The organism is Pseudomonas sp. 313, from assembly GCF_000316965.1.
Taxonomy (GTDB): Bacteria; Pseudomonadota; Gammaproteobacteria; order Pseudomonadales; family Pseudomonadaceae; genus Chryseomonas; species Chryseomonas benzopyrenica.
The window spans coordinates 94,911-114,547 of record NZ_ANBZ01000082.1 but is presented as its reverse complement, the minus strand read 5'-3'; the positions used below and the strand labels follow the sequence as shown (position 1 = coordinate 114,547).

13 protein-coding genes and 2 pseudogenes are annotated in these 19,637 nt (G+C 66.8%); 5 read left to right on the top strand and 10 right to left on the bottom strand.

Features of this window, described 5'->3' with window-relative positions; translation table 11 throughout:
• Positions 1-14 precede the first annotated feature (14 nt).
• Entirely contained in the window at positions 15-872 is an 858-nt protein-coding gene (locus C722_RS0121320; RefSeq protein WP_017642467.1) for an AraC family transcriptional regulator, read from the top strand.
• 119 nt (positions 873-991) lie between these two features.
• The gene (locus C722_RS0121315; protein WP_017642466.1) at positions 992-2,965 is read left to right on the top strand and encodes a choline BCCT transporter BetT; all 1,974 of its coding nucleotides are present in this window, start codon (positions 992-994) and stop codon (positions 2,963-2,965) included.
• Between the two features lie 71 nt (positions 2,966-3,036).
• Here C722_RS0121315 and C722_RS27210 read toward each other — a convergent pair.
• The 5 genes and pseudogenes from C722_RS27210 to C722_RS0121290 all read right to left on the bottom strand — a co-directional run.
• A pseudogene (locus tag C722_RS27210) lies at positions 3,037-3,609 on the bottom strand (methyl-accepting chemotaxis protein); the annotation flags it as partial.
• Between the two features lie 288 nt (positions 3,610-3,897).
• Positions 3,898-5,037, bottom strand: a pseudogene (locus C722_RS27205) (cache domain-containing protein); the annotation flags it as partial.
• 196 nt (positions 5,038-5,233) lie between these two features.
• Positions 5,234-5,989: a carbon-nitrogen hydrolase family protein gene (locus C722_RS0121305; RefSeq protein ID WP_017642464.1), complete on the bottom strand. Its 756-nt coding sequence runs from the start codon at positions 5,987-5,989 to the stop codon at positions 5,234-5,236.
• A gap of 230 nt (positions 5,990-6,219) precedes the next feature.
• The gene (bglX, locus tag C722_RS0121295) at positions 6,220-8,499 is read right to left on the bottom strand and encodes a beta-glucosidase BglX (RefSeq protein ID WP_026084007.1); all 2,280 of its coding nucleotides are present in this window, start codon (positions 8,497-8,499) and stop codon (positions 6,220-6,222) included.
• Between the two features lie 148 nt (positions 8,500-8,647).
• A complete protein-coding gene (locus tag C722_RS0121290; RefSeq protein ID WP_017642461.1) occupies positions 8,648-9,925 on the bottom strand; it encodes a glucarate dehydratase family protein in 1,278 nt (425 codons plus the stop codon).
• A gap of 185 nt (positions 9,926-10,110) precedes the next feature.
• Between C722_RS0121290 and C722_RS0121285 the strand changes: the two genes are divergently transcribed.
• The gene (locus tag C722_RS0121285) at positions 10,111-11,772 is read left to right on the top strand and encodes a VRR-NUC domain-containing protein (RefSeq protein WP_017642460.1); all 1,662 of its coding nucleotides are present in this window, start codon (positions 10,111-10,113) and stop codon (positions 11,770-11,772) included.
• Complete coding sequence (locus C722_RS0121280) at positions 11,769-14,042, top strand: ATP-dependent DNA helicase (protein ID WP_017642459.1); 2,274 nt, start codon at positions 11,769-11,771, stop codon at positions 14,040-14,042. Before C722_RS0121285 ends, C722_RS0121280 begins: the two co-directional genes overlap by 4 nt.
• A gap of 317 nt (positions 14,043-14,359) precedes the next feature.
• Here C722_RS0121280 and C722_RS0121275 read toward each other — a convergent pair whose 3' ends face one another.
• Positions 14,360-14,743 (bottom strand): glyoxalase superfamily protein, encoded by a 384-nt coding sequence (locus tag C722_RS0121275; protein ID WP_017642458.1) that lies wholly within the window; start codon positions 14,741-14,743, stop codon positions 14,360-14,362.
• A 230-nt stretch (positions 14,744-14,973) separates the two neighbouring features.
• Between C722_RS0121275 and C722_RS0121270 the strand changes: the two genes are divergently transcribed.
• Positions 14,974-16,608, top strand: coding sequence for a glucan biosynthesis protein D (locus C722_RS0121270; protein WP_017642457.1), 1,635 nt, complete (start codon positions 14,974-14,976; stop codon positions 16,606-16,608).
• 90 nt (positions 16,609-16,698) lie between these two features.
• Here C722_RS0121270 and C722_RS0121265 read toward each other — a convergent pair whose 3' ends face one another.
• The 4 genes from C722_RS0121265 to C722_RS0121250 are packed head-to-tail and all read right to left on the bottom strand — an operon-like array spanning position 16,699 to position 19,634.
• The gene (locus C722_RS0121265; protein WP_017642456.1) at positions 16,699-17,433 is read right to left on the bottom strand and encodes a GGDEF domain-containing protein; all 735 of its coding nucleotides are present in this window, start codon (positions 17,431-17,433) and stop codon (positions 16,699-16,701) included.
• Positions 17,430-17,819: a DUF1987 domain-containing protein gene (locus C722_RS0121260; RefSeq protein ID WP_017642455.1), complete on the bottom strand. Its 390-nt coding sequence runs from the start codon at positions 17,817-17,819 to the stop codon at positions 17,430-17,432. Before C722_RS0121260 ends, C722_RS0121265 begins: the two co-directional genes overlap by 4 nt.
• Positions 17,820-17,838: 19 nt before the next feature.
• A complete protein-coding gene (locus tag C722_RS0121255) occupies positions 17,839-18,402 on the bottom strand; it encodes a SiaB family protein kinase (RefSeq protein ID WP_026084006.1) in 564 nt (187 codons plus the stop codon).
• Positions 18,403-18,407: 5 nt separating this feature from the next.
• Positions 18,408-19,634, bottom strand: coding sequence for a SpoIIE family protein phosphatase (locus C722_RS0121250; RefSeq protein ID WP_017642453.1), 1,227 nt, complete (start codon positions 19,632-19,634; stop codon positions 18,408-18,410).
• Positions 19,635-19,637 lie beyond the last annotated feature (3 nt).

Below are 19,637 nucleotides of genomic sequence, written 5' to 3'. Positions count from 1 at the left end.
CCGGGAGGTTGGCCATGACTTCGACATCCGCCCTGCCTTCGCCCCGCGACTGGGTCCGGCATGCCCCGCTGGATGACCGCCTGGAATCCATCGAGGCCTTTTTCAGCGGTCATGCCTTCGATCCCCATCGCCATGCGACCTATGCCATCGGGCGTACCCTGGCCGGGGTGCAGAGCTTTTCCTATCGCGGTGCCAAGGCCAGCAGTCTGCCGGGCGAGACCATGGTCTTTCACCCGGACGAGGTCCACGATGGCCGCGCCGGTGCCGCCTGCGGCTTTCGCTATCGGATGCTCTATGTACCGCCGGCCCTGGTGCAGGACATCCTCGGCGGACGGCCCTTGCCCTTCCACCGCGAGGGCGTTTCCCTGGATCCACGGCTGGCGCGGGCCACCGATGCGGTGTTCGCCACCCTTGACGAGCATGCCGATGCCCTGGGGCGCGACGATGCCCTCTATGGCCTGGTCGCCACTCTCGCCGAGGTCTGCCAGACCTGGCCCAGTCGCGGGCGGGTGGATTTCGCCGCCGCGCTGCGGGCGCGTGAATACCTGGAGGACCATTTCGACCAGGCCGTCTCCCTGGATGATCTGGCCCGCTGCGCTGGCCGAGATCGCTGGAGTCTGACGCGGGATTTCCGCGCCTACTTCGGCACCAGTCCCCATCGCTACCTGACCCTGCGGCGCCTCGATCGGGTACGGCTGCAGGTACGTCTGGGTCGAGGGCTGGCCGAGGCCGCCGTGGCGGCGGGCTTCTACGACCAGAGTCACATGACGAAACATTTCCGTCAGGCCTTCGGAATGGCTCCAGCCCGCTGGTTTCGTGAACTGGCCAGACCGCCCGTCGCGTCTACTACGGATAGTGCACCCGGCCATTAGCGCCGCAACGATCACGACGGTCTCGTTCAGCGGCATGCACTGTTCAATGGGCGCCGCCAGCGAAACGATCAGGGCCGAGGACAGTCAACCTGTGCGCACTTCATAAACAGGAGCCCTCTATGACCGGCCAGGGAGAATCTGCCGCTCGTCCCACCTTCAGTCCTCCGGTCTTCTGGACCTCGACGCTGCTGCTACTGGTGCTGGTGCTCTATGCCAGTCTGTTCCAGGCCAATGCCCAATGGCTGTTCGCCGCCATCCAGGGCTGGATCATCACCAACCTCAGCTGGTTCTACATCCTCGCCGTGGCCATCATCCTCGGCACCGTGGTGTTTCTCGGCATGAGTCGCTATGGCGACATCAAGCTCGGCCCGGACCACAGCGAACCGGACTACGCCAACACCACCTGGTTCGCCATGCTGTTTTCCGCCGGCATGGGTATCGGCCTGATGTTCTTCGGTGTCGCCGAGCCGGTGATGCACTTTCTCAATCCGCCCTATGCCGATGGCCAGACGGTGGACGCCGCGCGCCAGGCCATGCGCATCACCTTCTTTCACTGGGGCCTGCACGCCTGGTCGATCTACGCCATCGTCGCCCTGATCCTGGCCTACTTCAGCTACCGTCACGGCCTGCCGCTGACCCTGAGATCGGCGCTCTATCCCCTGATCGGCGAGCGCATCTACGGACCTATCGGCCACGCCGTGGACATCTTCGCCATCATCGGCACCGTGCTGGGCGTCGCCACCTCCCTGGGCTTTGGCGTGTCGCAGATCAACACCGGCCTGAACGTGCTGTTCGGCGTACCGGTGTCCACCCCGGTGCAGATCGGTCTGATCGTGATCACCACGGCGCTGGCCACCCTGTCGGTGGTCTCCGGCCTGGACAAGGGCGTACGGCGCCTGTCGGAACTCAACCTGGGCCTGGCGGTGCTGTTGATGCTCACCGTGATCATCCTCGGCCCCACGGTGCTGATCCTGCAGACCTTCGTCGAGAACACCGGTGGCTACCTCAGCGAGATCGTCAGCCGCACCCTCAATCTCAACGCCTATCGACCCACCGACTGGATCGGTGGCTGGACGCTGTTCTACTCGGGCTGGTGGCTGGCCTGGTCGCCCTTCGTCGGGCTGTTCATCGCCCGCATCTCGCGCGGGCGGACCATCCGCGAATTCGTCTCCGGCGTGCTGCTGGTGCCGGCCGGTTTCACCCTGCTGTGGATGACGGTGTTCGGCAACACGGCGATCCACATGATCCTCACCGAAGGCATCACCGATCTGGCCACCGCGGTATCCCAGGACAGCTCCCTGGCGCTGTTCGCCTTTCTCGAACACTTCCCCTTCGCCAGCGTGATTTCCATGGTGGCCATCGTCATGGTGGTGGTGTTCTTCGTCACCTCGGCCGATTCCGGCGCCATGGTGGTGGACATGCTGGCTTCCGGTGGCCAGGACCAGACGCCGGTCTGTCAGCGGGTGTTCTGGGGCGCCAGCATGGGCCTGGTGGCCATCGCGTTGCTGCTGGCCGATGGCCTGAAAGCCTTGCAGACCGCCACCATCGCCAGTGCGCTGCCGTTCACCATCGCCCTGCTGTTCAGCATGCACGGCCTGCTCAAGGCCCTCAAGCTGGACGCCACCAAGCGTGGCCTGCGCCATCAGTCGCTGAGTCTCACTCCGCCCACCACCCGCACGCCGGGCGGCTGGCAGCGGCGCCTGCGCGGCCTGGCGATGTTTCCCCGGCGCAGCCACGTGGTGCGCTTCATCGGCGAGGTCGCCAAGCCGGCCTGTCTGGCGGTGGCCGAGGAATGGCGCAAGCAGGGCTACGTCTGCGGTGTGGAAGACCGTGACGATGGAGGGGTGCGGCTGTACATCGGTCCGGCCGAGCAGCCCGAGTTCGTCTACCAGGTAAGACCCCATGCCTATGCCATGCCCAGTTTCGTCATGGGCAGCGAGCCGGGGGAGGAGCGCAAGTACTTCCGCGCCCAGGTCTATCTGCGCGAGGGCGGTCAGGACCATGACGTCATGGGCTGGTCGCGCGAGGACGTCATCGGCGACATCCTCGACCAGTACGAACGCCACATGCACTTCCTGCATCTGGTGGGCTGAAACGCGAACCGGGCCTTGCGCCCGGTCCGCCGATACCCGAAGACCGCTGCCGACCCGGCAGCGGTCTTTTTCTATTTCACCCGGAAACGCCGGACCACGGCGATCAACTGCTCGTTGGACGACTGCACCGCCGCGGTGCTCTCGGCGGTGCGCTGACCGCTGGTGACCAGGTCGTCGACCATGTGGCGCACGGCGACCATGTTCTGGTTGATCTCGCCGGCCACCACGCTCTGCTCTTCGGCCGCCGCGGCGATCTGGGTCGACAGGTCGCTGATGCGCACCACCGAGCCGTTCATCTCGTCCAGGCCAGCGGTGACCTCGCGGGTCTTTTCGGCGGTGCTCTGGCAGCTGCTCTTGGTCACTTCCATGGCCGCCACGGCGGAGCTCACGCCCTGCTGCAGCCGCCCGAGCATCTCGTTGATCTCGGCGGTACTCTGCTGGGTACGGCCGGCCAGGGCGCGCACCTCGTCGGCCACCACCGCGAAGCCCCGACCCTGCTCACCGGCCCGGGCTGCCTCGATGGCGGCGTTGAGCGCCAGCAGGTTGGTCTGGCCGGCGATCTCGCCGATCACCCCGAGCACATCGTTGATGCGCTGGGCATCGCTCTGCATGGCCTGCACCTTGAGGGTGGCGTCTTCCACCTGATCCACCAGGGCCAGGACGCTGGCCGAGGCCTGCTGGACCACCGCGCGGGAACGCTCGGCCTGGCCATTGGCGGCCTGGGTGAGGGTGGCGGTGTCGCTGGCGCTGCGTGCCACGGAATCTGAGGTGGCGCTCATCTCGGTGATGGCGGTCACCGCCTGGTCGGTCTCGCTGGCATGCCGGGCCAGGATGGCGCCGTTCTGCTGGGCCTGGCCATGGAGTTGCTTGAGGCCGGTGTCGATGCGGTCGGTGGCGTCGCCCACCTCGCCGATCAGCCGCTGCAGATAACCGATGAAGCCGTTGACCGCGCCTGCCACCGCATCCACTTCATCCTTGCCGTGCACCGGAATGCGTCGGGTCAGGTCGGCATCACCGGCGGACAGGGATTCGATGTTGCGTTGCAGCAGGCCCAGGCGCCCCATCAGCTTGCCGAGCGCCAGCACCATGATGCCCACCAGCAGCAGGACCAGCGGCAACTGGATCGCCGCCAGGGTCTTGAGGATGCCGGTGTTGGTCGCCGCGATGAGCGAGGTGGGCAGCGCCGTGGCCAGCAGCCAGGGCGTGCCGGCCAGCGGGCGCAGGAAGAAGGTGTGAGGCGTGCCGTGTTCGTCGACATAGGTGTCGCGCACCACCGCCTCACCCTTGAGCTTGCCGAGGTTCTGCTGGATGGCGGCGACGAAGGGCGAACGGGCGGCATAGGCCGAGACGTTGTTCAGGATCTGCGAATCGCCGAGTTCGCTGAGGTTGCTGAGGATCTTGCCATCGGCTTCGACGATCATCATGTCGGTGTCGTCGAGTTCCTTGCGCAGCTGCTCCACTAGCGGGTTGAAGAAGCCCAGGGTCAGGTCGACGGTCGACACGCCAAAGGCCTTGCCGTCGCGCTGGATGGCCATGGCGCAGTTGGTGCGCGGCTCGGCGCTGGCGGCGTCCTTGTAGGCGGCGGCCCAGACGCACTGGCCGGCGGGGCCCTTGAGGCCGGCCTGGAACCAGGGCTGCTCCCAGTAGTTGAGCGACTCGGGCGAATTCCAGTGGGTGTTGACGATCAGCTTGCCGCTGGCATCGCGGTGATAGAAGGTGCTGAACTTGTCGCGGCCCTGTTCGCGCTGGCTGGGCAGCGGCCAGATGCCGCCGCCGAATACCTTGGCATCGCCATACTGGTCCACCAGGCCAGGCAGTACCCGATCGATGGCGGCGCTGTCCAGCAGCGGTATCGTCTGGGTGATGGAGCGCTGCTGCGCCTGGATCTGATTGAGTTCGCGATAGATGCGGATACCCACCTCGTTGACCCGGGTGAGCACGGCGGACTCGCCGGCGGCGACCAGGTCCGGGGTCACCCAGAGGCGGATGCCGATGATGGTGGCCGCGAGGGTCGCGCCGATGAAGCCAAGGAAGATCAGGGTGTAGCGGGTCCGAATGGTGTTCAAGGCCATGATGTCGCTCCTGCGGTTACAGCGTCGTTCACGCTGCGAAAGGCATCCTTGGCGCCGTTCTGAAAAAGGATGTCAGAGCCTTATCGGCGTCTGATGTGTGACCTTTAGTCGCAGGAAGGGCTGGATATCAAATCGCTACCAGGGTCGCAACGTGACCCGCCAGCCGCTTTGCAGTCAGCGGATCTTCCTGCACGGATCAGGCCGGCAAGGCGCAGACTTCACCCTGCCAGTCATCCGCTACCCGCCGCACGAGCACCAGGCAGGCGCCGTCTCCCGGCGCTGCGATCAGGCACTGGCCGTCGGCCTGCCAGAAGGCACTGCGGCCCACGCAGGCATAGCCACCGGTGGGTGCGCCATGATTGGCCATGAGCACCGGCATGCCCAGCCGCCGGGCGTGGCCGGCCAGCAGGGCGCTGTCGCTGGGATAGCCGGTCGGGCCGATCACCGCCGAGGCCAGATAGAGATCGGCGCCCTGGGCGCGGGCGGCATCGGCATGGGCCGGATGGTTGCTGTCGGCGCAGATGGCCAGGGCGGCTTGCAGGCCCTGCACCGCCAGCAACTCCCCGCCGTTGCCGGGCACGAAAGGCGGTGCCTCGCCCGGATGCAGGTATTGCTTGGTATGGACGCGACAGCTACCGTCCGCGCCCAGGATCAAGGCGCCTATCTGCAATCCTGCCGCACCCTGGACCGGCGCCCCGACCACGGCCGTGAGCCCGGCCTTGCTGCAGGCTTCGCGCAGCGGCAGCAGCTGCGTATCGTCGGGTTCCAGCGCCAAACCCGTCGCCAGCGCCGGTTCATAGCCGGTCAGAGATAACTCGGGAAACAGCAGGAGATCCGCCCCAGCCGCTGCGGCCGCGGCGACGAACGCCAGATGGGTGCGCAGATTGGCGGCGAGATCGCCGGCGACTGACGCGGATTGGGCAGCGGCGAGGGTCAGGCTGAGCGCATTCACCGGGGCTCCGAAGGCGTGTGGAAATCATTATTCATGTCACTAATCAACGCTATAGCGGAGATCCGCTTCGGGGCCGGCTACGCGGTTGAGCTCGGCGCGGTGCTCGATGACCAGTTGGTGTAGATAGCGCTTCGTAGCTGGGGTTGAGCGTAGCCAAGCCCGACAGGCTAGATTCAAGGCGCTCGCCCTCACCCCAACCCTCTCCAGGGGGAGAGGGAGGAAAGCGGTGCTTACAACAGTGTGAAACTCCCCTCGCGCACCCGCTCCGAATCAAGGCCGACCATCACCTTGAATTCGCCCGGTTCCGAGACCAGCTTGAGGTCATTGTTGTAGAAGCGCAGGTCCGCCTCGGTGATGGGGAAGTCCAACTCGCGGCTCTCGCCCGGTTGCAGCATCACCTTCTGGAAGCCCTTGAGCTCCTTGACCGGTCGCGCCAGGGAGGCGGTCACGTCGTGCAGATAGAGCTGCACCACGGTGGCGCCGGCGCGGTCGCCGGTGTTCTTGACCGTGACCCTGGCAGTCAGGGTGTCGCCCTGCTTCAGGGTGGCGCTGGACAGCTGCGGCGCCGAGACGTCGAAGGTGGTGTAGCTCAGGCCATAGCCGAAGGGGTAGAGCGGACCGTTGACGATGTCGAAGTAGCGCGAGGTGTACTTGTTCGGCTTGGCCGCGTCGAAGGGGCGACCGCTGCTCAGGTGGTTGTAGTACAGCGGCACCTGACCCACTTCACGGGGAAAGGTCATGGTCAGCTTGCCGGAGGGGTTGTGGTCGCCGAACAGCACATCGGCCACGGCGTTGCCACCTTCGGTGCCGGGGAACCAGGCTTCCAGCAGGGCATTGGCCTGCTCCTGCTCCCATTCCAGCGCCAGCGGGCGGCCGTTCATGAGCACCAGCACCAGCGGCTTGCCGGTGGCCTTGAGCGCCTTGATCAGCTCGCGCTGGGTGTCGGGCACGCTGATGCGGGCGCGGCTGGAGGCCTCGTGGGCCATGCCCTGGGATTCGCCGACCACGGCCACCACCACCTCGGCCTGGCGTGCCGCGGCCACGGCTTCGGCGATCAGTTCGCTGGCGCTGCGCGGATCCACGGCGACCGCCGGTTCGTAGGAGTTCAGGTAGGCCAGCACATCGCGGTCGTCCAGCAGGTTGGCGCCCTTGGCATAGAGCACCTTGCCCTGGCCGGCCACGGCGCTTTCCAGCCCACGGCGGATGGAGACCGCCTGGGCGGCCACACCAGCGGCGGACCAGTTGCCCATGACGTCGCGCGGACTGTCGGCCAGCGGACCGACCACCGCCAGGGTGGCGCCCTTGCGCAGCGGCAGGACGGCCTTCTCGTTCTTCAGCAGCACCAGGCTCTCGCGCGCCACCTGGCGCGCCTCGGCGCGGTGCAGCCGCGATTCGGCATTGGTGTCGGCCGGGTCCTGGCCCTGCAAACGACGATAGGGGTCGTCGAACAGGCCCAGACGGTACTTGGTCAGCAGCATGTCGCGCACGGCCTGGTCGATCTCGGCCTGGGTCACCTTGCCGGCCGCCAGCAGGGCGGGCAGCTGCTTGCCATAGACGTCGTCGTGCATGTTCAGCTCGACACCGGCCTTGAGCGCCTGCTCGGCGGCGTCGCGGGTGTCCTTGGCCACGCCGTGCAGGACCAGTTCGTTGATGGCGCCGTGGTCGCTGATCAACAGGCCCTGGTAATTCCAGTCCTTGCGCAGCAGGTCCTGCAGCAGCCAGCGATTGGCCGTGGCGGGAACGCCATTGATGCTGTTCAGGGCCACCATCACCGCGCCGGCACCGGCCTCGGCGGCGGCGCGATAGGGCGGCAGGTAGTCCTGCATGAGCCGTTGCGGACTCATGTCGACGTTGCTGTAGTCGCGCCCGGCTTCCACGGCGCCATATCCGCCGAAGTGCTTGATGCTGGCCATGAGGCTGTCGGGGGCGCGCAGGTCGTTGCCCTGGTAGGCGTGCACCAGGGTGGCGCCGATGCGCGAGGTCAGCCAGGTGTCTTCGCCGAAGGTTTCCGAGGCACGGCCCCAGCGCGGTTCGCGGGTGATGTCGACGGTGGGGGAAAAGGTCAGGTCGAGGCCGTCGGCGGCCGCCTCGATGGCGGAGATGCGTCCGCTGGTGGCGATGGCGTCGAGATTCCAAGTGCTGGCCAGGCCCAGGTTGATGGGGAAGATGGTGCGCATGCCATGGATGACGTCATAGGCGTAGAACAGCGGGATCTTCAACCGGCTGTGCACGACCTGGTCCTGCATCTGGCGGATGTCGGGGCGGGTCACGGTGTTGAACATGGCGCCCACCTTGCCGGCGCGGATGTCCGCCATGATGGCTTCCTTGGGATAGTCCGGCCCGACGCTCACCAGGTTGAGCTGGCCGATCTTTTCCTCCAGGGTCATCTTCGCCAGCAGGGCGTCGACGTAGGCGCGTGCCGGATCGGCGTCTTGCGCCGGGGCGAGGGTGGCGCCGATGGCCAGGCCCAGGCCGAGCATGAGTGCGGTGAGGCGTGGTGCGTTCGACATCTTCCCCGGATTCCCTGTGCGTACTTTTTCGTTGTTCTTGAGCACCCTTGTGCCGAGGGGATTGTACAGCCGGGAAGCCGGGATGCGGAGCCGTTGACGGCCGGCGGGAGAGCCGGTCGTCAGGGGCGGAGGGGAGGGCGGACGGGGCCTAGAAACGCGGTTTGCGGGTTTCCCAGTCCGGCTGGTACTTGCGCATCTGGCGCACGTCGTCGCGGCTGCGGATGTCGATGGCGAGAAACTGCTCGTGCAGCTTGGCCAACTGGTCCTGATCCAGCTCCACGCCCAGGCCGGGGGCATCGGTGATCGCCACGCAGCCATTGCGGATCGGCAGCTTGCCGCCCTGGATGACCTCTTCGTCCTCTTCCTGCCAGGGATAGTGGGTATCGCAGGCATAGGCCAGATTGGGTACCGCGGCGGCCACGTGGGTCATGGCCATGAGGCTGATGCCCAGGTGCGAGTTGGAGTGCATGGAGACGCCCAGACCGAAGGTGTCGCACATCCGCGCGAGGATCTGGGTGTCCCTGAGGCCGCCCCAGTAGTGGTGGTCGGCGAGCACGATCTGCACGCTGTTCTGGGCCACGCTGCGGCGGAATTCGTCTAAGTCGGTGACCACCATGTTGGTGGCGAGGGGTATGCCGGTGCGCCGATGCAGTTCGGCCATGCCGTCGAGGCCGGGGGTCGGGTCCTCGTAATACTGGAGGTCGCCCGCCAGGACCTCGGCGATGCGCAGGGAGGTTTCCAGCGACCAGTTGCCGTTGGGGTCGATGCGCAGCGGCGCTTCCGGGAAGGCCTGGCGCAGCGCCTTGATGCAGGCCGCTTCGTGATCCGGGCCAAGCAGGGTGCCGGCCTTGAGCTTGATGCTCTGGAAGCCGTTCTCCTCGATCATCCGCGCGGCCTGGGCCACCACCTGCTCGGGGCTGATGGCCTCGCCCCAGCGATCGGGCTTGTAGGGCGCGTCGATGTGCTCGGCGTACTTGAGGAACAGGTAGGCGCTGAAGGGGACTTCGCGGCGCACCGCGCCACCGAGCAGCTCCACCAGCGGAATGCCCAGGGAACGTGCCTGCAGATCGAGGAAGGCCACTTCGAAGGCGGAATAGGCATTGGCCACCTGCTTGCTCGGATGGGAGCCGGGCGCCAGCTCCGCACCGGCCACCACGCCGCCGGCAAGACTGGCGACAGTCTCCACCACTCGCGCGCGCAGGCCGTTGAGGTCCCAGGCGGAAAGGCCGACCAGGCTGCCTTCCATGGCCTTGAGCACTGCCAGCACCGGGGCGTCGCCATAGCTTTCGCCGAGGCCGATGTGGCCATTGTCGCCTTCCACCTCGATGATGGATCTCAGCGCATAGGGTTCGTGGATGCCGCTGGCGTTGAGCAGCGGGGCATCGCGAAACGCGATGGGGGTGACTTTGATGCGTTTGATCTTCACGCTCAGACTCCTGGACTTGTAATTATGAAGGCGGTCTTTGTCAGTCATCGTATGACTACTGGTCGGGTTCTTCAACCTGGAAATCGCACGAACGCCCGGGCGAACGACCGCGCATCGCTTGAGGGTTGCCCGCTCCGGTCGGGGCTGGATAAATAGCCAGCCGCTTGCCTATTGCCCGTGTCGTCATGAACGCTCCGCTCGAAGATCCCCTCTACTATCTGCACAACTTCCAGCGGGTACTGGACTGGGTCGCCCTGCGCTATCCCGATCTGCTCGACGACCACGAGCAGGGTTTCATCGCGGCCTTCGCCGACTTGCCACAGCCCTCGCGGGCATTGCTGGTGCGCCTGGTGATGCGCAAGGGCGAGGTGTTCCGCGCCAGCAAGCTGGTCTACGGCGAGATTGGCTGCCCGCGTGCCGCCGCCTTGCCGCTGGTGGAGCTTGGCTGGCTGCTTTCCGATCCCGAATTGCACCTGATCGAACTCTTCGCCCTGCTGCGCAAGGAAGAACTGCTCGGCTGTTTCGGCGCCCGCCTGCCCAAGGCCGGCCGCAAGGAAGACTGGCTGGCCCGCCTGGAAGCCGAACAGGCCACGCCCCTGGCCTTCAGCGGCTGGGCCGGCACCGTGCCGGAGCTGGTGGAGGAGGGCGTCTGGCGCCTGACGCTGATGGACCTCTGCGACCGCCTGCGCCTGCTGTTCTTTGGCAACCTGCACCAGGACTGGACCGACTTCGTGCTGGCCGACCTGGGCATCTTCCAGTACGAGACGGTGGCCTTCAGCGCCGAATCCCGCGCCTTTGGCCAGCGCCATGAGGTGGACGCCTACCTCCACATCCAGCGTTGTCGCCAGGCGCTGCGCGATGGGCTACCGGCCGCCGAGCTGCTGCCACTGCTGCCCGCCGAGCGCTTTGCCAACACCTGGCTGGAATTGCGTCGGGGCAAGCTGCTCCACGAACTGGCGCAGCACCACGAACGCCTCGGTGAACTGGCCCAGGCGCAGGCGCTCTATGCCGCCTCGGCGCATCCCGAGTCGCGTATCCGCGCCCTGCGCATGCTCGAACGCCTGGAGGACTGGCCCGCCGCCCAGGCGCTGGCGGAAGCCATCGTCGCCGCGCCGGCCCATGACGCCGAGCGCCAGCAGGTGGCGCGCATCCTGCCGCGGCTGGTGCGCAAGCAGGGTGGCCCACCCAACAAGCGCCGCCCCGCCAGCCCGGTGGAGCGGCTCGACTTCGAGCTAGTCAACGACGGCCTGCGCCGGGTCGAGTGGCTGGTGCGCGAGCACCTGGGCCGCGACGAGGCGCCGGTGCACTATGTGGAAAACACCCTGCTCACCAGCCTGTTCGGCCTGCTGTGCTGGGACGCCATCTTCCTCGCCATCCCCGGCGCCTTCTTCCACCCCTATCAGCGCGAACCGGCCGACCTGCGCCTGCCGGGCTTTCGCGAACGCCGGGCCGAGGCCTTCGCCGCCTGTTTGGCGCGGCTAGACGACGGCTCCCATGCGGCGGTGATCCGCGAGCGTTTCGCCGCCAAGCGCGGTCTGGCCTCGCCCTTCGTCGCCTGGGGCATCCTCAGCAGCGACTTGCTCGACCAGGCCCTGGCCTGCCTGCCAGCGCGGCACCTGCGGCTGTGCTTCGAGCGACTGCTGGAGGATCCGGACAACAACCGTACCGGCTTGCCCGACCTGATCCAGTTCTGGCCGGCGGAAGGCCGCTACCGGATGATCGAGGTCAAGGGCCCGGGCGACCGCCTGCAGGACAACCAGCGCCGCTGGCTGGACTTCTTCGCCGCCCATGACATCCCGGTCAGCGTCTGCCACGTGCAGTGGCAGGTGGCCGCGACCTCCGCATGAGCTATCGCATCGCCGTTCGCGCCCTCTGCGAATTCACCGCCAAGGCCGGCGACCTGGACCTCAGGTTCACCCCGTCGCCCACCGCCCTGGAAGGTATCGAAGGCCACCAGCGGGTGGCGGCGCGGCGCGGTCCCGGCTATGAGCGCGAGGTCAGCCTGCAGGGCGACTTCGAGGACCTGCAGGTGCGTGGTCGCGCCGATGGCTTCGACGCCGCCGCCAATCGCCTGGAAGAGATCAAGACCCACAGGGGCAGCCTGGAGCGCCAGCCGGGCAACCACCGTCACCTGCACTGGGCCCAGGCCAAGGTCTATGGGCATCTGCTGTGCCAGAGCCGCGCGCTGGCGGAGCTGACCCTGGCGCTGGTCTATTTCGATATCGGCACGGGCGCCGAGACCGTCTTCACCGAAGCCTGGACGGCGGCCGATCTGGCCGAGCACTTCGCCTTGCAGTGCTCGCGCTTTCTCGCCTGGGCGCGCCAGGAGCTGGCTCATCGCGCCGCGCGGGATGAGGCGTTGGCGACCCTGGCCTTTCCCCATCCCGACTTTCGCCACGGCCAACGGCCCCTGGCGGAAGCCGTCTACAAGGCCGCCAGCGTCGGCTGTTGCCTGCTGGCCCAGGCGCCCACTGGCATCGGCAAGACGGTGGGCACTCTGTTCCCGCTGCTCAAGGCCATGCCGCGGCAGCACCTGGACCGGCTGTTCTTTCTCGCCGCCAAGACCCCTGGTCGCGCCCTGGCCCTGCATGGCCTGGAATCCCTGGCCGCGCCGGTGCGGGTGCTGGAACTGGTGGCGCGGGACAAGGCCTGCGAGCACCCGGAGCTGGCCTGCCATGGCGAGTCCTGCCCGCTGGCCCGCGGCTTCTATGACCGGCTGCCGGCGGCCCGCGCCGCGGCCCTGGCCGAACCCACGCAGCTGACCCGGGCGCGGGTGCGGGAGACGGCCCTGGCCCATGAGGTCTGCCCTTATTACCTGGCCCAGGAACTGGCGCGCTGGAGCGACGTGGTGGTGGGCGACTACAACTACTATTTCGACGGCAGCGCCATGCTCCATGCCCTGGCCCAGACCCAGGAGTGGCGGGTCGGGGTGCTGGTGGACGAGGCCCACAACCTGCTCGACCGCGCCCGCGGCATGTACAGCGCCAGCCTCGACCAGCGCCGCCTGGCGGCGGGCAAGGCGGTGGCGCCGCCGGCCATCGCCAAGGGCCTGCAGACGCTCAATCGCGAATGGAATCGCCTGCACAAGGAACAGCAGGTCGACTACCAGGTGCAGCCGGAATTGCCCGCGGCCTTCCTCACCGCCCTGCAACGGGTGGTGGGTCTGCTCACCGAGCATTTCGGCGAACCCGGACAGCCACCGGCACCGGAGCTGCAGACGCTGTTCTTCGACCTGCTGCAGTTCATGCGCTTGGGCGAGACCTTTGGCGATCACTCGCTGTTCGACGTCACCCTGCTCAAGGGCCGCGGCAAGGCCCAGTCGCAACTCAACCTGCGCAACCTGGTGCCGGCACCCTTCGTCGGTCCGCGGCTGGCGGCGGCCCACAGCTGCACCCTGTTCTCGGCCACCCTGATCCCCCAGCACTTCCACCGCGACCTGCTCGGGGTGCCGGTCGGCAGCGCCTGGGTGGACGTGGCCTCGCCCTTCGCCGCCGAGCAGCTCGAGGTGCGCCTGGTACGGCTTTCCACCCGCTACGCCGATCGCGCCGCCTCCCGCGCGCCCATCGCCGCCCTGATCGCCAGCCGTTATCGCCAGCGACCGGGCAACTACCTGGCCTTCTTCAGCAGCTTCGACTACCTCGATCAGGTCGCCGAGGCCCTCGCCGAGTTGGCGCCCGACGTGCCCCAGTGGCGCCAGTCCCGCGGCATGGACGAAGCTGCCCGCCAAGCCTTTCTCGACCGCTTCCAGGCCGATGGCCGTGGTATCGGTTTCGCCGTGCTCGGTGGCAGTTTCGGCGAGGGTATCGACCTACCCGGCGACCGCCTGATCGGTGCCTTCGTCGCCACCCTGGGCCTGCCCCAGCTCAATCCGGTCAACGAACAGCTGCGCCAGCGCCTGCAACGGCGCTTTGGCGACGGCTATCGCTACGCCTATCTCTATCCGGGCTTGCAAAAAGTCATCCAGGCCGCCGGCCGGGTGATCCGTACCGTGCAGGACCGCGGCTGCCTCTACCTCATCGACGACCGATTCACCCAGCCCGAAGTCAGGGCGCTGTTGCCGAGCTGGTGGCAGGTGGAGGAGGGGGCGGTGCCCACGGGCGAACCTGCGCCCGCTTGAAGGCTACCGAGGTCATGGCCGCCCGCCGATGCAACTGATCCTATGGCACTCCGGTGTTTTGTTGATCGCGGCCATGGGCCGCTCCTACGATTACATCGAGCCTGTAGGAGCAACTGCCTTAGCCGTTATTGGGGTGCACCAGTTGTAGAGCCGTAGCGTGGAAAACGGCGCAGCCTTTTCCACTGGGGACTTCGTGGCGAGGGCGCCCTCACCCCAACCCTCTCCCGAGGGGAGAGGGAGCCATCCGCGCAGGCGGTCATCTCCATCATCGAGCCTGTAGGAGCGGCCCATGGCCGCGATCACCGTACAGCCGTTGCTTAGGCCTCCGGCGTCTCCTCGCAAAACCTCAATCGATTACCAAAGGGATCGGCGATCTCCATCACCAGGCCCCAGGGCAATTCCTGGATGTCTGGCCGGGCGAATCCGTAGTCCTTGGCCAGCAGCTCGGCCTGGAAGGCGCGGATGCCGGTCATGCGGACGAAGACCGTCGAGCCCGGACAGGCGTCGCCATGGTGGCCGGACAGGTGCAGGCGCAGGCCGGCGCGTTCGACTTCGGCGTAGAGCGGCAGCCCCGGCTCGAAGCGATGCTCCCAGACCAGGCGAAAACCCAGGAACTGGCAGTAGAATTCACGCGCCTTTTCGTCATCGAAGCTGCGCAGGATGGGGCTGGGTTGCCCGAAGGTGACGGCGGCATTGACCATGAGCGGTCTCCAGGGGCGCGGGAGGAATGTCGATGATGCCCATTCCACCGCGTCCGGCAACCCGAACTGTGATCCGGAAAGCTTTGGTAACCCCTCTGGCAGGCCAGAGCGTGCGCTAGGCTGCAGTTCACCGGTGCGATGGCGAACCTATCCGAGTATCGTGCATTCTTTTTCTCTCTGGCGGTTCGGCTGGGCCGAATCTTTTCATCCTTAGTGACCAAGGTTGATCCATGCAGCGTCGACACCTGCTCAAAGCGTCCCTGGCCCTGGCGGCCTACACCGGCATTCCCTCCACCGGGCTGTTCGCCCTCCAGGCCTTTGCCAATCCGGCCAATGGCGACGGCCAGGCCTTCGATTTCGACTGGCTCAAGCAGCACGCCAAGGAACTGGCCGGTAAGGCCTATCAGCCCACCGCCCAGCAACTGCCCGACACCCTGGCGAAGATGACGCCCCAGCAGTTCAATGCCATCGGCTACGATGCCCAGCATTCGCTCTGGCATGACCTCAAGGGTCAGCTGGACGTGCAGTTCTTCCACGTCGGTATGGGCTTCAAGACCCCGGTGCACATGTATTCGGTGGACCCCAAGACCAACGAGGCCAAGGAAGTCCACTTCCGCCCCGAGTTGTTCAACTACAACGACAGCGGCGTCGACAAGAGCCAGCTCAAGGGCGACCTGGGCTTTGCCGGCTTCAAGCTGTTCAAGGCGCCGCACCTGGCCCAGTACGACATCGTCTCCTTCCTCGGCGCCAGCTATTTCCGCGCCGTGGACAAGACCCGCCAGTACGGCCTTTCGGCTCGCGGCCTGGCCATCGACACCTATGCCGAGCGGCCCGAGGAATTCCCCGACTTCACCAAGTTCTGGTTCGTCACCCCGAACAAGAACAGCACCCGCTTCGTGGTCTATGCGCTGCTGGATTCGCCCAGCGCCACCGGCGCCTATCGCTTCGACATCGACTGCCTGAACGACCGGGTGGTGATGGACGTGGACGCCAACGTCAATGCCCGCCGCGACATCAAGCAACTGGGCATCGCGCCCATGACCAGCATGTTCGGCTGCGGCACCCACGAGCGCCAGACCTGCAACACCTACCACCCGCAGATCCATGACTCCGACCGCCTGGCCATGTGGAAGGGCAACGGCGAGTGGATCTGCCGCCCGCTGAACAATCCGCCCAAGCTGCAGTTCAACGCCTTCAAGGACGACAGCCCCAAGGGCTTCGGCCTGGTGCAGACCGACCACGAATTCGAAAGCTACCAGGACGTCATGGTCCGCTACGACCGCCGGCCGAGCCTGTGGGTCGAGCCCACTTCCGCCTGGGGCGAGGGCGCCATCCAGCTGCTGGAGATTCCCACCACCGGCGAGACCCTGGACAACATCGTGGCCTTCTGGGCCCCGGCCGAGACCATCACCGCCGGCAAGTCGCTGCACTATGGCTACAAGCTGCACTGGAGCGCGCTGCCGCCGGTGAGCACGCCGCTGGCGCGGGTCAACGCCACCCGTTCCGGGATTGGCGGCTTCCCCGAGGGCTGGGCGCCCGGTGAGCATTGGCCCAAGGTCTGGGCACGGCGCTTCGCCATCGATTTCAATGGCGGCGGCCTGTCGTTCCTGCCCGAAGGCACCGGCATCGAGCCGGTGGTGACCGTCACCGACGGCAAGGTGCAGGATTTCCACGTGCTCAAGATCGACGAGATCGGCGGCTACCGGGTGATCTTCGATTGGTACCCCACCAGCGACAAGGCCGATCCGGTGCAGATGCGCGCCTTCATCCGCACCCAGGATCGCGCTCTGAGCGAGACCTGGTTGTACCAGTACTTCCCGCCGGCCGCCGACCAGCGCCGTTATCCGGACTGGAAGCAGTCCTAAGCGACCGCTATGAAAAAGCCGCTGCGCCCTTTCGGCGCAACGGCTTTTTTGTGTCCGGGAGCCGGACGGCTGGCGAGACGGCCGAGCTCGTCAGTCGGCCAGCACCACCTGATTACGGCCGCCGCGCTTGGCCCGGTAGAGCGCCGCGTCGGCCAGCCCATAGGCGAGCTCGAATTCGGTACCCGGTGGATTGAGACTGAGGCCGAAGCTGGCCGTCACCGGCGCCGGGCCGGTCGCCTCCTGGGCGATGCGCTGGCGCAGCCGCTCGGTCATGGCCAGGGCCTCGTCCCGTGCCAGGGTCGGCAGCAGCACGGTGAATTCCTCGCCACCCACCCGGCCGACGATGGCCGGCGCCTGGACGAGCTCCTGCAGGCAGCGGGCGATGGCCTGGATCACCCGATCGCCCGCGGGATGGCCGAATTCGTCGTTGATGCGTTTGAAGTGGTCGATGTCCAGCACGATCATGGCGCCGCCGTTCCGCCGCAGGGCCTGACCGGCCTGGTCGATGACCGCGCCGCGATTGAGCACTCCGGTGAGGGCGTCGTGGGTGGCCCGGTATTCCAGTTGCTGGGTGAGGGTCTGCAACTGCTGGTTGAGGGCGTTCATCTCGCGTTCGGCGCGGTCGCTGCGGGCGATCAGCCGGCGCGTCTCGCGCATCAGGCGTTCGAAATGCAGCGTCAGGTCGCCCAGCGCCGCCCGGTAGCGCTCGGCGTCGGCATCGTCGGCCACATAGAGGGCGCGTGCGGCCTGCAGCACTCCGGCCTCCTGCTCGAACAGGTCGGGTCCGGGGTCGGCCGGGCTGTAGCGCCTGACGCTGGCGGTCATGCCGGCAGCTCGGGATGCTCGACGAAGGTCAACGCCTGGAAGTCCAGTCGCAGCTCTTCGCCGAATTCCTGGATGGTCTCGTCCTCGGCGTCGTAATACCAGTGCAGCTCCACCCGATTGCCGGCCTGGGCCGCCTGGTCCAGGGCGTCGAACAGGGTGAACAGCATCTTGGTGCTGGAGCTGTTGAAGTAGGCGAGGGCGACATGCACCCGGATGCTGGCGCCCTGGCGCTGGTCGAGATAGGCCCGAAGGGATTCGATCACCGGCAGGTAGAAGGCCGCGGCGTTTTCCGGAAAGGATTCGCCCTTGAGCCAGAGTTCGTCCTCGGTAAAACGGAAATCCACCTCTGGAGAGGTGGGCGTGGGAGCGATGAACATGGTGTCCATACGAAGTTGGAGCCCCTGATCAGATGATGGCTTTCAGGCAGAACAGGGTGGTGCCCGGCGTCTGCGTGGAGGGATGGAAGGCGAACTCCAGGGGCGCGCTGGCATCGCGCGCCATGGTCAGGAAGCCGAGGCCGGCCCCCTTGCTGTCGACCGGGGTCTCGGCGCGCAGGGATTCGCGATAGGCCTGCTTGATCTGTTCCAGCGACATGCTGCACAGCGGCTCGAGCCGTGCGCGCAGGGCGTCGACTTTGTCGCTGGCGATGGGATTGGCACAGAGCATCTGGTAGTTGCCGTCCTGGCGGGTGATACAGACCGAACCCTGACCCAGCTTGGCGTCCGCCAGGGCGTCCGGGGGCAGGGCATCGGCGGAATAGTGCAGGACGTTCTGTGACAGTTCGATGAAAGAGGAAAACAGCTTGCGCCGGGTGGCGCCGCTGATCCCTTCGAATTCCAGTTGCAGCTTCACCACCTCGGCCATGGCGGCGACGATGCCATGGGAGAAATAGCCATGGTGATAGAAGATCACGTGCTGCTGTTGGGCGATTTCGAGAAAGGCGCCGTTCGCGGTAAAGGAGGCGGTCATGTCGGTCAGGCCACGCGAATGCAAAGGAAGGTGAGGTCGTCGCGGCGGAGTTCGTCGCCTTGCCAGCGGGCGAGGTCCGCGCTGAGTTGCTCGCAGAAGACGGCGGTGGGCGCCGTGCGCGATTCGGTCAACCGGGCCAGGGCGCGGCGCTTGCCAAAGGAGGTGCGCCGCGGGCCGCCGATCTGGTCGATCAGGCCATCGGTGGTGGCGAACAGCAGGCTGCCCGGCTGCAACGGCAGGGTGGTGGCGGGCCAGCACTGCTCCAGTGGGCTGTCGGCGTAGCCGATGCCCAGGCGCAGCGGCGCCAGGGTCAGTACCTCGGCGGCGTCGGGCGCCAGCAGGTAGAGCGGCATGCGGGCGCCGGCGTAGGTCAGGCTATGGCTGCGGCTATCCACCCAGAAGCAGGCCAGATCCAGGCCATCGTTGGACTCGGAGATGCCGCCGGACTGCCCCAGCATCGCCTTGACGCTGCCGTTGATCGCCGCCAGCAGCGCCGAGGGATCGCGCGGCCCCAGCTGTTGCAGGGCCTGGGTCAGGGACGCCGAGGCGATCAGGGTCATGAAGGCGCCCGGCACGCCGTGGCCGGTGCAGTCGGCGATGGCGCCGAACCAGCCGTCCTCATGCTGGGCGAAGTGATAGAAGTCGCCGCCGACCACGTCGCGCGGTTCCCAGACCAGGGTGGCGTCCTGCTCCATCACCGCCAGGGCCTCGCGCGAGCTGCGCAGCATGGCCCGCTGGATGACGCTGGCGTATTCGATGCTGTGCATGATCTGGCGATTCTTCTCGGCCTGCAGGTCCGAGACGATGCGCATCAGCTGCACGCCCAGGCCGAGGCCGACGAAGCGGCCCTCGCGGGTGACGATGAAGCCGTCGGCCAGCACCTTTTCGCCCACCTCGACGGTCCGGCGGGTCAGCTCCTCGATGGACAGGCCGGCGTCCACCACCAGCGGCTCCTTGTCCATGAAGGCGATGCAGCTCTTGCGATCATAGACTTCGCGGTGATACGGCTTGCTCATCTGCGAGAGGAAGATGTCGCGATTGATGAGCCCGATCGGCCGGTCGTGCTCGACCACCGCGAGACTGGTGATCTCGCGGCGTTCGTTGAACAGGTCCATGACCATGGCGTTGGTGTGCTCGGCCTCGACCGCGGGCCATTGGGTGCAGAGGTCGAGGGCGCAGCGTTGGCCGGGGCGGGTGGCGGAGCGCGCGGAGGGCAGGGGAGCGGACGACATCGA

Coding starts and splice junctions, on each gene's coding strand:
- C722_RS0121320 (WP_017642467.1), top strand. CDS start 15: ATGACTTCGACATCCGCCCTGCCTTCGCCCCGCGACTGGGTCCGGCAT.
- C722_RS0121315 (WP_017642466.1), top strand. CDS start 992: ATGACCGGCCAGGGAGAATCTGCCGCTCGTCCCACCTTCAGTCCTCCG.
- bglX (WP_026084007.1), bottom strand. CDS start 8,499: ATGTCGAACGCACCACGCCTCACCGCACTCATGCTCGGCCTGGGCCTG.
- C722_RS0121285 (WP_017642460.1), top strand. CDS start 10,111: ATGAACGCTCCGCTCGAAGATCCCCTCTACTATCTGCACAACTTCCAG.
- C722_RS0121280 (WP_017642459.1), top strand. CDS start 11,769: ATGAGCTATCGCATCGCCGTTCGCGCCCTCTGCGAATTCACCGCCAAG.
- C722_RS0121275 (WP_017642458.1), bottom strand. CDS start 14,743: ATGGTCAATGCCGCCGTCACCTTCGGGCAACCCAGCCCCATCCTGCGC.
- C722_RS0121270 (WP_017642457.1), top strand. CDS start 14,974: ATGCAGCGTCGACACCTGCTCAAAGCGTCCCTGGCCCTGGCGGCCTAC.
- C722_RS0121265 (WP_017642456.1), bottom strand. CDS start 17,433: ATGACCGCCAGCGTCAGGCGCTACAGCCCGGCCGACCCCGGACCCGAC.
- C722_RS0121260 (WP_017642455.1), bottom strand. CDS start 17,819: ATGGACACCATGTTCATCGCTCCCACGCCCACCTCTCCAGAGGTGGAT.
- C722_RS0121255 (WP_026084006.1), bottom strand. CDS start 18,402: ATGACCGCCTCCTTTACCGCGAACGGCGCCTTTCTCGAAATCGCCCAA.
- C722_RS0121250 (WP_017642453.1), bottom strand. CDS start 19,634: ATGTCGTCCGCTCCCCTGCCCTCCGCGCGCTCCGCCACCCGCCCCGGC.